Source organism: Cryobacterium tepidiphilum, assembly GCF_003716325.1.
GTDB lineage: Bacteria > Actinomycetota > Actinomycetes > Actinomycetales > Microbacteriaceae > Cryobacterium > Cryobacterium tepidiphilum.
This window is the reverse complement of record NZ_RDSR01000024.1, coordinates 39,880-51,562: the sequence shown is the minus strand read 5'-3', so window position 1 is coordinate 51,562 and position 11,683 is coordinate 39,880. Positions and strand designations below refer to the sequence as shown.

Genomic DNA, 11,683 nt, shown 5'->3' with positions numbered 1-11,683 from the left:
GGTCTCCGCGCCGATTCGCCCGGCCGCGACCGCGTCCCCGAGCGCGGCGTGCCACGGCCGCGCGTCGATGGCGAGCCGGGCCAGGACCTCGTCCTCGGGGTGCTCCTGGGCTTGCTCGTCGAGGTTCCGGGCGGCTTCGGCCTCGGCAATCATCCGTCCCACGGCCACTTGCCGGCGGGCGGCGGTCTTGGAGGAGCCGGAAATCGTCTGCAGCCACGCCTCCGGCGACGCGTGGCCCTTCCGCCACGCGAGCCCGTTCTGCCCGAGCTCCCGAGCCGACCGTTTCGCGAGCGCCGCCGCGCCGAGGGCGACGTGGGCCTCAACCATCCGCTGAAAACCCGTCATCGCCGCCATCGTCGCCTCGAGGTCGGCGTCGGGGACCTGGTCGAACGACGCGGCCGTGAGCGCGTGGCCGGCGAGGGTGCCGGTGAGGCCTGTGTAGACAGCTTCTATGCTGAGCATGCCTCAATCATCACAGCAGCCACCGACATTAGAAGCTACAGACGACAATCTGTGCACAACTTCTTTCGACCAAGACCTGGGGAGGACGACGAGAAGCGCCTCGGCGACCACAGGGCGATTGCGTGTCTTGATACCGCTACTCGCGAAGTCGACCGGCGCAGCCACCCGGAATCGCCCACGCGTGAGGTCACAGACCACGTCTTGCGAACGCTGCCGACCAACCCGCACCCTTCTCTGACGACAGACTCGCCACAACCGCTCCGTGGTGCCATCGTAGAAGTGAGCCGCCCATCGCACACCCGAAGGAGCAAGAACATGTCCCGGATCGCCATCCTCGGTGGCCACGGCAAGGTGGCCCTGCACCTGGCGCGGCTGCTCATCGACGAAGGGCACGATGTCAGCTCCGTGTTCCGCAACCCCGAACACCGTGACGAGGTCGCGCGCACCGGTGCCGTGCCGGTGGTCGCCGACCTTGAGCAGCTAGACACCGACGACCTGAAGACCCTCCTTGCCGGCCACGACGCCGTCGTGTGGTCAGCGGGCGCAGGTGGCGGCAACCCGCGCCGAACGATGGTCGTCGACCGCGATGCGGCCATCCGCTCAATGGATGCTGCTGCCGCGGCTCGCGTGAAGCGCTACGTGATGGTCTCCTACTTCGGCGCCCGCGCGGACCACGGAGTGCCCGCGGACCACCCGATGCACGCCTACGCGGAGGCGAAGGCGGCCGCCGATGACTACCTGCGGCGCAGCTCCCTGCAGTGGACGATCCTGGGACCCAGTGCCCTCACGGCCGACCCGCCCACCGGCCTCATCGACGTCGGTGACCAGCACACGAGTGCGACGGTGCCACGTCAGGATGTCGCTGCGGTCGCCGCGACGGTCCTGTCGATGCCGGCGACGGCAGGGTTCTTCATCCCCTTCAACATCGGAAGTATGCCGATCCATGATGCGCTCGACGCGTTCGTCAACCCGCGGGCATCCTGAGCTGGATCGAAGCCCACGCAACACACAAGGACGCCCCGGCCGATGGCCGGGGCGTCTCATGTTCTGCGTTCTGGTGGATCTGAGGGGACTCGAACCCCTGACCCCCTGCATGCCATGCAGGTGCGCTACCAGCTGCGCCACAGACCCAGATTGTGTTCCTGAACTTCCGAAACAACTTGATTAGATTACAGCACCCGAGGGCCCAACACGAAATTGAGCTACTCTTCGATCTTGGCCACGGGCAGCTCCAGGGGAATGACCGGACAGTCCTTCCACAGGCGCTCCAGGCCGTAGTACATGCGCTCCTCTTCGTGGAACACGTGCACCACGAGGTCGCCGAAGTCGATGAGGATCCAGCGGCCCTCGGCACGCCCCTCGCGACGCAACGGCTTGGCACCGTGCTCGATGAGCTTGTCCTCGATCTCGCCCGCGATGGCGACCACGTTGCGCTCGTTGCGCCCGGTGACGAGCAGGAACACGTCGGCCAGCGGCAACGGCTGCGACACGTCGAGCGCGACCAGGTCTTCGCCCGCCTTCGAGTCAGCGGCGGCGGCAGCCACCTGAAGAAGCTCGAGCGCGTGAGCGGAAGCGGTCATCGGGTGAACCTAACGTCTTGGGGAATTTCGAGGAAAAGCATCAGCTGTTAGAAGATCTGGAACAGGTACCCGGCAGCGAACAGCGTCACGACACCCACCAGGAGAACGCCGGCCGTAATGGCCAGCACCATGGGCAGCGACACCATGTGCTTCTTCGGCGGCGTCATCACGCCCCGCGTGGAGGTGTGGGTGCTGACGGCCCGGCTCGCGCTCACCGGCGCGACATTGCTCGTCTGGGTGCTCTCGTCGGCCTGGTCGAGCATGCGGTCGACTTCGGCGGTATCGAAGCGGTCCGCCGGCGCACCGGTCGACCCGAAGCCGCGCGGCAGGTCGATGGAGCCGGTGATGAGCACTTCACCGGTCATCGACATCGCCGACCCGGAGGACGGCTGCTGCGGGATCGACGGGAGGATGAGCGTGTTGCTGGTAGTGACGCTGACACTCGCACCACGCGAGATCAGCTGGTCGAACGGCTCCGCGGTCCTCGGCTCGTCATCGTGGGCGTCGGCCAGCAGCGGGCGCGGGGCCACGGTGGGACGCAGCACCTGCTGTACCGGGTCGAGTGCCGGGATCGGCGCCTCAGACACGGGCGCGGGCGCAGCCGGCGGAGTCTTCGAGGCCGGGGCCGGGGTGGGTTCGGGCGTCAGCTCGGGCTTCACGCCGACACCGTCGGCAGCACTCTCGGCGGTCTTGGCGGCCATCATCTCGCGCAGCTCGCGTCGGGTCAGTGTGCGCTCGGGCGTCTCCGACCGGTCACCGCCCGATGGGCGTTTGAAAGCGGATGCGACGGACTCCGGCGTGCGCGGAGCGAACCCGGACGGCGTGGTGCTCGCCGGAGCCTCGACCTGTTCGATCAGCTCGGTGAAACTTGCGGCGGGCTGCTTGTCACCCTTGGGGGCAGTCGGCCGGACCATGCGCTTGGCCGGGGCGGCAGCCTTGCCGGCCTCGGCATCCGCTGTGGGCTGCTCTGCACGGGCCTGCTCACGCAGCTGCCGACGCGTGAGAGGCTGCGGGTTGTTACCCAACGTCATACCACGCTCCGATACAGGTGATGCTTTGCGATGTACTGGACGACCCCATCAGGGACGAGATACCAGACCGGGAAGCCTCGGCTCACCCGCGCCCGGCAGTCAGTGGACGAGATCGCCAGCGCCGGAACCTCCAACAAGCTTACGTGCTGGTTGGGCAAACCCGAAATATTGAGCTCGTGTCCCGGGCGACTCACAGCCACGAAATGCGCCAACTCCCAGAGCTCGTGCGCATCCTTCCAGCCGAGGATCTGGGCGACCGCGTCGGCGCCGGTGATGAAGAACAGCTCAGCATCGGGCCGGGCCCGGTGGATGTCACGGAGGGTGTCGATCGTGTAGGTCAGTCCCCCACGCTCGATGTCGACGCGACTGACCGTGAACTGCGGGTTCGACGCGGTCGCGACGACCGTCATCAGGTAGCGGTGCTCGGCCTCGGTGACATCGTGCTTCTGCCAGGGCTGGCCGGTGGGCACGAACACCACCTCGTCGAGCCCGAAGCTCTGCGCCACCTCACTGGCGGCGACGAGGTGGCCGTTGTGGATGGGGTCGAAGGTGCCACCCATGATGCCGATGCGCGGACCTCGCTTCAACGAGGGGTCCACTGCGGAGTCGATGACCACGTGACCGATTCTGTCGCCGCTGCGATCGGGCGCGCCGGCTAGTGGCCGGGGTACGGCGGAATGGAGTGGTCGGGACCGGTGGTGCCGGTGTGGGTGGCCGCATAGGCCTCGGCCTTGATCACGTGGCGGTGGGCGACGTTGCGGTAGTTCCAGAGAACGAACGCGAGCACGCCGAACAGCACCAGCGGGATCGTGCCGTACGCCCAGATCGGCATCGCCAGGGCGACGTGCTCTTCCTCAGCAGCAAGCAAAGCGATTGCGAATGTCATGAATTACTCCGATCAAGCGTGGGGCCGGCAGCCGCCCGCACCAGTCTACTGGGGACTAGACCCGCACCTGGCCCATACCGCGGACGATCCACTTGGTGCTGGTGAGCTCGGGCAGGCCCATGGGGCCGCGGGCGTGCAGCTTCTGCGTGGAGATCCCGACCTCGGCGCCGAAGCCGAACTCTCCCCCGTCGGTGAAACGTGTGGAGGCGTTGACCATGACGGCCGCCGCGTCGACCTCGTTCAAGAACCGCTCGGCGTTCACGACGTCGGAGGTGATGATCGACTCGGTGTGCCGGGTCGAATACCGGCGGATGTGCTCCATCGCCTCGTCGAGGGAGCCCACGACGCGCACGGCGAGGTCGAGGCTCATGTACTCGGTCGACCAGTCGTCCTCCGTCGCCGGGACGGCACCCGGGAATGCGGCTTGCACCCGCTCGTCGCCGTGAATGGTGACACCGGATGCCGCCAGCCGGCCGAGCACGGGCCCCAGCAGCCGGTCGGCGGCCTTCTCGTGCACCAGCAGCGTCTCGAGGGCGTTGCAGACGCTGGGTCGCTGCACCTTGGAGTTGTGCACGATGTCCTCGGCCCACTGCGCGTTGGCGCTCTCGTCGAGGAAGACGTGCACCACGCCCGCGCCCGTCTCGATGACGGGTACCTTCGACTCGGCGACCACGGTGTTGATGAGGTTCGCGCTCCCCCGCGGGATCAGCACGTCGACGTAGCCGCGCGCCTTCATGAGGAGCGCGGCGCCTTCCCGGCCGAACGGGTCGATGGTCTGCACGCTCTCGGCGGGCAGACCCACCGAGGCCAGGGCCTGCTGAATGAGACCCACGAGCACGCGATTGCTGTTCTCGGCGGCCGACCCGCCGCGCAGCACCGCGGCGTTGCCGCTCTTGAGCGCCAGGGCCGCGATGTCGACCGTGACGTTCGGGCGGGCCTCGTAGATGGCGCCGACCACGCCGAACGGCACACGCACCTGGCTGATCTTGACGCCGTTGGGGAGGCTGCTGCCGGTGACCACCTCGCCGACGGGGTCCGTGAGTCCGCTGATGGCGGTCACGGCGGAGGCGAGCGCCTCGATGCGGGACTCGTCGAGCATGAGCCGGTCGAGGAGGCCCGCGGCGAGGCCGTTCTCCCGGCCGTGGGTGCGGTCGAGCTCGTTGGCCTCAACGATCGCGGGCACGTTCTGCCGCAGCGCGTCCGCGATGGCCTGCAGGGCTGCGTTCTTCTGCAGTGTGGTCGCGCCCGCGAGCGCGAGGGAGGCGGTGCGGGCCGCCTCAAGCATGGGCGTGAGAACGGTGGGCTCGGTGGGCTCGGACATGAGTCGAGTTTACGGGAGCGGATGCACCAGGTGCTCGGGGTGCTCCGCGTGCTGGGCGGCCGGCTCGAACCAGGTGCCGACAGCCCCTCCGGCCAGCGCCTTGGCGACGAGCCCGGTCGCCGTGACCAGCACGCCGGTGCCGGCGTCGGCGGCGAGACGTGCCGCTGAGACCTTGGTGCTCGCCCCGCCCGTGCCGACCCCCGACCTGCCTGACCCGGTGAACTCGACGCCGTCGAGCTTCTCGCCGAGACCCACGCGCGCGATGCGCTCGGCGCCGGGAAGGTGCGGGGGTTTGGTGTAGAGGGCGTCGACGTCGCTCAGCAGCACCAAGACATCCGCTTTGATCAGCGTGGCGACGAGAGCGGCGAGCCGGTCGTTGTCGCCGAAGCGGATCTCGTGCGTCGCCACGGTGTCGTTCTCGTTGACGATCGGCAGTATCCGAAGGCCGAGCAGCCGCTCCATCGCGCGCTGCGCGTTGCTGCGCGGCGCCGGGTTGTCGAGGTCGCCGGCGGTGAGCAGCACCTGGCCGGCGATGATCTTGTAGCGGCGCAGGCTGTCCTGGTAACGGAAGATCAGCAGGTTCTGTCCCACGGATGCCGCGGCCTGCTGCGTCGCCAGGTCGGTGGGGCGCTCGTCGAGCTGGAGGTACGGCATCCCGGTGGCGATGGCCCCGGAGGAGACCAGCACGATCTCGGCGCCCCGGCCGTGGGCGGCGGCCAGCGCGTCGACGAGCGGGGTGATCTGGTCGGCGTTGTCACCGCTGATGGACGACGAGCCGACCTTCACGACGATGCGCGTGGCCGCGGCGATGCCGGCCCGCTCGCGCACGGTCACTCGTTCTCGCCCTTGGCACCGCCGTCCGTGCCTCCGCCGGTCTCGGCAGGGGCGTCGGGCGTCGTGAACTCCTCGCCCTCACTGTGCCAGAGGCCGGCCTCCCGCTCCCGGATGAGCTCGGCGCGCGCGGCGGCCTTGGCGTCCATGCGGGCGAAGTACTCCTCGCGGCGCTGGTTGCTGGTGCGGCGACCGGTCTCGTCGAGACGGGCGTCGGTGCCGCGCGGGGCGGTGATGAGCTCGGCCGTGGAGGTGAGGGTGGGCTCCCAGTCGAAGACCACGCCGCTGCCGGGGCCGATGACGACGGTTGAGCCCGCCACGGCGCCGGCCTTGAAGAGCTCGTCTTCGACGCCGAGCTTCGCGAGCCGGTCGGCGAGGAAGCCGATGGCCTCGTCGTTGGTGAAGTCGGTCTGCTGCACCCAGCGCTCGGGCTTGGCGCCGAGGATGCGGTACAGGTCGCCGTACGAACCACCCTCGACGCGCACCACGAAGCCACCGTCGTCGACGGCCTTCGGGCGGATGACGATACGCGGCTTGCTCTCGGCCGTCACGGCGGCGGCGGTGCGGCCGGCCTCCACGAGCTGGGCGAGCGCGAAGCTGAGCGGCTTCAGCCCCTCGTGGCTCACGGTGGATATCTCGAAGACGCGGTATCCGCGTTCCTCGAGCTCGGGTCGCACCAGCTCGGCGAGGTCGCGGCCCTCGGGCACGTCGATCTTGTTCAGCGCGACGAGCTGCGGGCGCTCGAGAAGCGGCGTCTGCCCTTCGGGCACGGGGTACGCGGCGAGCTCGGCAAGGATGATGTCGAGGTCGCTGAGCGGGTCGCGGCCGGGCTCCAGGGTGGCGCAGTCGAGCACGTGCAGGAGCGCGGAGCAGCGCTCGACGTGGCGCAGGAACTCGAGGCCGAGGCCCTTGCCCTCGCTGGCGCCCTCGATGAGCCCGGGAACGTCCGCCACGGTGTAGCGCACCTCGCCGGCCTGCACGACACCGAGGTTGGGGTGCAGGGTCGTGAACGGGTAGTCGGCGATCTTCGGCCGGGCCGCGGACATGGCCGCGATGAGGCTCGACTTGCCGGCGGACGGGAAGCCGACCAGTGCGACATCCGCTACCGTCTTGAGCACCAACTGCACGTCGCCCTCGAAGCCGAGCGTGCCGAGCAGCGCGAAGCCGGGCGCCTTGCGCTTGGTGTTCGACAGGGCCGCGTTGCCGAGCCCGCCCTGGCCGCCGGGTGCGACGACGAGCCGGAAGCCGGGCTCGGTCATGTCGGCGAGCTCGTTGCCGTCGGCGTCCTTGACCACCGTGCCGAGCGGCACCGGCAGTTCGAGGGTCTCACCGTTGAAGCCGTTGCGGTAGTCGCCCATGCCGGGGCCGCCGTTGCCTGCGCTGCGGTGCGGGGCGCGGTGGAAGCCGAGCAGCGTGGTGACCTGCGGGTCGGCGATGAGCACGATGTCGCCGCCGTCGCCGCCGTTGCCGCCGTCGGGACCGGCGAGGGGCTTGAACTTCTCGCGCTTCACCGAGACACAGCCGTTCCCTCCGTTGCCCGCTCGCAGATGCAGCGTCACGTGGTCAACGAACGTGGCCATGGGTGCCCCTTTCCGGTGGCTGAAAAAGACGTGAGGGCGAGCCGAAGCCCGCCCTCACGCTGAAACAAGTGGTTGCCTATTCGGCGGCCGCCACGATGTTGACGACCTTGCGGCCGCCCTTGGCGCCGAACTCGACGGCTCCCGCCTCGAGGGCGAACAGCGTGTCGTCGCCGCCACGGCCGACGCCTGCGCCGGGGTGGAAGTGGGTGCCACGCTGGCGGACGAGGATCTCGCCGGCGCTGACGACCTGGCCGCCGAAGCGCTTCACGCCGAGGCGCTGCGCGTTGGAGTCACGACCGTTGCGAGTGGAACTCGCACCTTTCTTGTGTGCCATCTGTTCTTCTCCTCAGGCCTAGGCGATCTTGGTGACCTGGACGCGCGTGAGGTCCTGGCGGTGCCCCTGGCGCTTCTTGTACCCGGTCTTGTTCTTGAACTTCTGGATGATGATCTTCGGGCCGCGGAGGTCGTTCAGGACCTGGGCGGTGACCTTGACATCGGCCAGCGACTTGGAGTCAGAGGTGATGTTGTCGCCGTCGACGAGAAGCACGGCGGCCAGCTCGACGTTGCCGTCCTTGTCAGCCTTGATGCGGTCCATCGTGACGATGGTCCCGACCTCTACCTTCTCCTGCCGCCCACCGGCGCGCACAACTGCGTAAACCACTTTACGTACCTATCTCTGGGGAGCCGCGAGGCCCCGATTCCTATGATGGAAAGTTACTGGAATGATCAAGCCGTACCGGCCCGCCAATCAGAAAACCCTGGCAAACGCGCGAGCTCAGGCCCCGCGCACACCAACGGTCTACTTTAGCTGATGGCCGCACCGGCGGTCAAACCGGCGGCCGGGCTCGCAGACCGTGTTCGTACAATGATGCCATGACCGTGCTGATCGACCGCCCCGCCTGGCCGGCACACGGGATGTTGTGGTCGCACCTGGTGAGCGACAGCTCGCTTGACGAGTTACACGCGTTCGCCGCCGCGAACGGGGTCCCCCGCCGTGGCTTCGACCTCGACCACTACGACGTTCCGGAGCGCAGCTACGCCGACCTGGTCGCGGCCGGCGCCGTACCGGTCGGCAGTGGCGAGCTGGTGCGGCGCCTGGTGGCGAGCGGGCTGCGCGTCACCGCGCGCCAGCGTCGCGGGCTGTAGTCGCGCATCCGCCCTGCCACCCGCGGCACCCCCACGTTCGCCGGTCAGTAGGATGACGGCATGGATGACGGCGACCGGGCGACGCGCGCTGCGCCGGACGCGCTGCCGGTCTCGAAGACCCAGTTCGTGTACGAGTGGATCCGGCAGGAGATCCTGTCCGGCGCTCTTGAGCCCGGTTCGCGGATCCGCCAGCAGCAGGTCGCCGAGACGCTCGGCGTGTCGTACACGCCCGTGCGCGAGGCGATCCGCCAGTTGCAGGCCACCGGCCTTCTCACGCACTCACCGAACCGGGGCTCGGCGGTCAGCACCCTCGGGGACGCCGCGCTCAACGAGCTCTACCTGCTGCGCGGAGCCGTGGAGGGCCTCGGCGCCCGACTCGCCGCCACCTCGATCGGCGAGGCCGACCTCGCGGCGCTCGACGGCATCCATGCGGAGATGACGGGCCTCGTCGCGAACGAGGATTCCGCACGCCTCGCGGAGCTCAGCCGTCGCTTCCACTCGGTGATCGTCGCGGCGGGCGGCCCGCACATCATCTACCCGAAGCTGCAGGAAATCTGGAGCAACCACCCGGTGCCGCGCTCCGCGTCGCTGTGGACATCGCCCGAGCACGCCGCGCGGGCCCTCGAAGCCCACGAGCGGCTGATCAGGGCGCTACGGGCCCACGACGCCGACGCCGCGGCACAGGCCATGGAGGCGCACATCGGCGAGAGCGTGCGCTTCCGCCTGCGGAAGCCCTAGCTCGTCGCCTCCCACAGGGCGACGACCTGCTGGGCGCGCACCACGACGGGCCGGTCGATGAACGTGCCGTCTGCCAGCGCCGACGCGTTCTGCGCGGGATCATCCGTGCCGGAGAGGGACGCCAGGATGGCGCGCGCCCGCTCATACTCGGCGGGGTCCGGCCGGAACGCCGCGCGGATGTGCTCGAGCTGCCCCGGGTGGATCGCGGTGCGGCCGAGGTAGCCCAGGCGGGCGAGGTGCTGGGTGTCGGCGAACAGCGCGGCATGATCACGGATGTTGAGCGAGGCGGCGCCCATCGGGCTGGGCTTGCCCGCCGCCGCGAGGGCGATGACCAGCGCGCCGCGGATCTGGTCGAGCACGACGTCGCCGGTGATCCGCAATTCCGCGCGCAGGTCGCCCTCGCCGAGGCTCACCCCGGTCACGCCGTCGTGCGCGCAGATCTCGGGCAGGTTCTGCACACCGGATGCCGTCTCCACGAGCGCGTGCACGCCCAGCTGGCGCCCGGCTCGGCCGACGATCTCGTCGAGCTCGGCCGCGGAGGCCACTTTGGGAACGCGGATGGACCGGATGGCCGGAATCGCGTGCACCATCTCGAGATCGCGCCCGAAGTCATCCGTGCCGACCGGGTTCACCCTCACCTGGAGGTGCGGCGTGTCGTCGGTCGCGACGAAACCGTCGAGTGCGGCTTGGAGGTTCGCGCGGGCGGTCCCCCGCTCCCCCGGCGCGACGGCGTCCTCGAGGTCGTAGATGACGGCATCGGCGCCGTAGCTCATCGCCTTCAGGATCCGGTCCGCGCGGTTCGGCGGGCTGTACAGCCAGGTGATCATGGGCCGGCTCATGCGATGGCACCCTTCTGGCGCATCGCCTCGATCTGCTCGGGGTCGAATCCGTGTTCCCGGAGCACGGCGTCCGTGTCCGCGCCGGTGGCCCGGCCGGTGAAGCGTATTTCCCCGGGCGTCTCCGACATGCGGAAGAACACGTTCGTCATCTTCATCGGGCCGAGGTCGGGATCGTCGATGGCGTGGATGGTTCCGAGCGCCTGGTACTGCTCGTCGTTCATGATGTCTTCGACGTCGTAGATGAGCGAGGCGGCCGCTTCGGCGGCGGAGAAGGCTGCGAGGGCCTCACCGGAGTCCCGCTCGGCGACCCACGCCCCCACGGCGGCGTCGAGCACGTCGGAGTGCTGTGCGCGCTGCTGGCCGGTCGCGAACCAGGGCTCGTCGATGTACTCGGGATGGCCGACGAGTCGCAGCACGCGCTCGGCGATCGACTGGGACGACGTCGAGATGGCGAGCCACTTGCCGTCGCGCGTTCGATAGGTGTTGCGCGGCGAATTGTTCGTGGTGCGGTTTCCGGTTCGCACCGGCTTTCTCCCCAGCTGGTCGTACGTGCTGATCTGGGGACCCAGGATTCCGAGCAGCGGTTCGATCAGGGCGAGGTCGATCTCCTGCCCCCGGCCGGTCCGCTCACGAGACCACAGCGCAACCATGATGGCGTAGGCGGCGGTGAGGCCGGCCACGCCGTCGGCGAGGGCGAACGGCGGCAACGTGGGCGGGCCATCCGCTTCACCGGTCATTGCGGCGAACCCGCTCATCGCCTCGGCCAGGGTGCCGAAGCCCGGGTCGGAGCGCCGCGGCCCGATCTGCCCGAATCCGGTCACGCGCAGCACGATCAGCCGGGGGTTGACGCGCGTGAGTTCGTCGAAGCCGAGGCCCCAGCGGTCGAGGGTGCCTGGGCGGAAGTTCTCGATGAGCACGTCCGCGGACTCCACGAGCTTGAGGAGCACCGCTCGCCCGTCGTCGGACTTGAGGTCGGCGGCGACCGTGCGCTTGTTGCGACCCAGGCTCTTCCACCAGAGCCCCTGGCCGTCCTTGGTGGCGCCATGGCCGCGGCTGGGGTCGGGGCGCCGCGGATGCTCCACCTTGATCACGTCGGCGCCGAAGTCGCCGAGCATGGTTGCGGCGAAGGGGCCGGCGAAGAGGGTGGCGCAGTCGATGATGCGTAGGCCGGAGAGTGCGGAGTCCATAGAATTATATATAACATGCAATCCCTGCGACGGGGATGCGCGACCCGTGGTTGTCTGAGCAGTGGACCGTCCGTTACTGTCG

At 69.1% G+C, this 11,683-nt stretch carries 14 protein-coding genes, 1 tRNA gene and 1 pseudogene; 3 read left to right on the top strand and 13 right to left on the bottom strand.

Annotated elements, in window-relative coordinates:
• Positions 1-462, bottom strand: a pseudogene (locus tag EEJ31_RS12475) (hypothetical protein); the annotation flags it as partial.
• Positions 463-777: 315 nt separating this feature from the next.
• On the opposite strand from EEJ31_RS12475, the gene EEJ31_RS12470 reads away from it, so the two are divergent.
• Positions 778-1,446, top strand: coding sequence for an SDR family oxidoreductase (locus EEJ31_RS12470; protein WP_123046619.1), 669 nt, complete (start codon positions 778-780; stop codon positions 1,444-1,446).
• Positions 1,447-1,517: 71 nt separating this feature from the next.
• On the opposite strand, the gene EEJ31_RS12465 is transcribed toward EEJ31_RS12470, so the two are convergent.
• The 10 genes from EEJ31_RS12465 to rplU all read right to left on the bottom strand — a co-directional run bounded on the left by EEJ31_RS12465 (position 1,518) and on the right by rplU (position 8,352).
• A tRNA-Ala gene (locus EEJ31_RS12465) sits at positions 1,518-1,593 on the bottom strand.
• Positions 1,594-1,664: 71 nt separating this feature from the next.
• Positions 1,665-2,042 (bottom strand): ribosome silencing factor, encoded by a 378-nt coding sequence (gene rsfS, locus EEJ31_RS12460; RefSeq protein ID WP_123046618.1) that lies wholly within the window; start codon positions 2,040-2,042, stop codon positions 1,665-1,667.
• A 47-nt stretch (positions 2,043-2,089) separates the two neighbouring features.
• Positions 2,090-3,073, bottom strand: a complete 984-nt coding sequence (locus EEJ31_RS12455) for a hypothetical protein (RefSeq protein WP_123046617.1) — start codon at positions 3,071-3,073, stop codon at positions 2,090-2,092.
• Positions 3,070-3,672, bottom strand: a complete 603-nt coding sequence (gene nadD / locus EEJ31_RS12450) for a nicotinate-nucleotide adenylyltransferase (protein WP_199727348.1) — start codon at positions 3,670-3,672, stop codon at positions 3,070-3,072. Before nadD ends, EEJ31_RS12455 begins: the two co-directional genes overlap by 4 nt.
• Before the next feature lie 56 nt (positions 3,673-3,728).
• Complete coding sequence (locus EEJ31_RS12445) at positions 3,729-3,959, bottom strand: hypothetical protein (RefSeq protein ID WP_123046616.1); 231 nt, start codon at positions 3,957-3,959, stop codon at positions 3,729-3,731.
• A gap of 55 nt (positions 3,960-4,014) precedes the next feature.
• Positions 4,015-5,280: a glutamate-5-semialdehyde dehydrogenase gene (locus EEJ31_RS12440; protein ID WP_123046615.1), complete on the bottom strand. Its 1,266-nt coding sequence runs from the start codon at positions 5,278-5,280 to the stop codon at positions 4,015-4,017.
• 9 nt (positions 5,281-5,289) lie between these two features.
• Positions 5,290-6,114 carry a glutamate 5-kinase gene (gene proB, locus EEJ31_RS12435; RefSeq protein ID WP_123046614.1) on the bottom strand — a complete coding sequence of 275 codons (825 nt, stop codon included), beginning with the start codon at positions 6,112-6,114 and terminating at the stop codon, positions 5,290-5,292.
• Positions 6,111-7,691, bottom strand: coding sequence for a GTPase ObgE (gene obgE, locus EEJ31_RS12430; protein WP_123046613.1), 1,581 nt, complete (start codon positions 7,689-7,691; stop codon positions 6,111-6,113). Before obgE ends, proB begins: the two co-directional genes overlap by 4 nt.
• Before the next feature lie 76 nt (positions 7,692-7,767).
• A complete protein-coding gene (rpmA, locus tag EEJ31_RS12425; RefSeq protein WP_123046612.1) occupies positions 7,768-8,025 on the bottom strand; it encodes a 50S ribosomal protein L27 in 258 nt (85 codons plus the stop codon).
• An 18-nt stretch (positions 8,026-8,043) separates the two neighbouring features.
• Positions 8,044-8,352 (bottom strand): 50S ribosomal protein L21, encoded by a 309-nt coding sequence (gene rplU, locus EEJ31_RS12420; protein ID WP_123046611.1) that lies wholly within the window; start codon positions 8,350-8,352, stop codon positions 8,044-8,046.
• 212 nt (positions 8,353-8,564) lie between these two features.
• Between rplU and EEJ31_RS12415 the strand changes: the two genes are divergently transcribed.
• Positions 8,565-8,837, top strand: a complete 273-nt coding sequence (locus EEJ31_RS12415; protein ID WP_123046610.1) for a DUF4031 domain-containing protein — start codon at positions 8,565-8,567, stop codon at positions 8,835-8,837.
• A gap of 60 nt (positions 8,838-8,897) precedes the next feature.
• Positions 8,898-9,575, top strand: coding sequence for a GntR family transcriptional regulator (locus EEJ31_RS12410; RefSeq protein ID WP_123046609.1), 678 nt, complete (start codon positions 8,898-8,900; stop codon positions 9,573-9,575).
• Here the strand turns inward: EEJ31_RS12410 and EEJ31_RS12405 are convergent.
• A complete protein-coding gene (locus EEJ31_RS12405) occupies positions 9,572-10,414 on the bottom strand; it encodes an HpcH/HpaI aldolase/citrate lyase family protein (protein WP_123046608.1) in 843 nt (280 codons plus the stop codon). The two genes, EEJ31_RS12410 and EEJ31_RS12405, sit on opposite strands and share 4 nt — an antisense overlap.
• Positions 10,411-11,601, bottom strand: a complete 1,191-nt coding sequence (locus EEJ31_RS12400) for a CaiB/BaiF CoA transferase family protein (RefSeq protein ID WP_123046607.1) — start codon at positions 11,599-11,601, stop codon at positions 10,411-10,413. The genes EEJ31_RS12405 and EEJ31_RS12400 overlap by 4 nt, the downstream gene beginning before the upstream one ends.
• Positions 11,602-11,683: the final 82 nt, after the last annotated feature.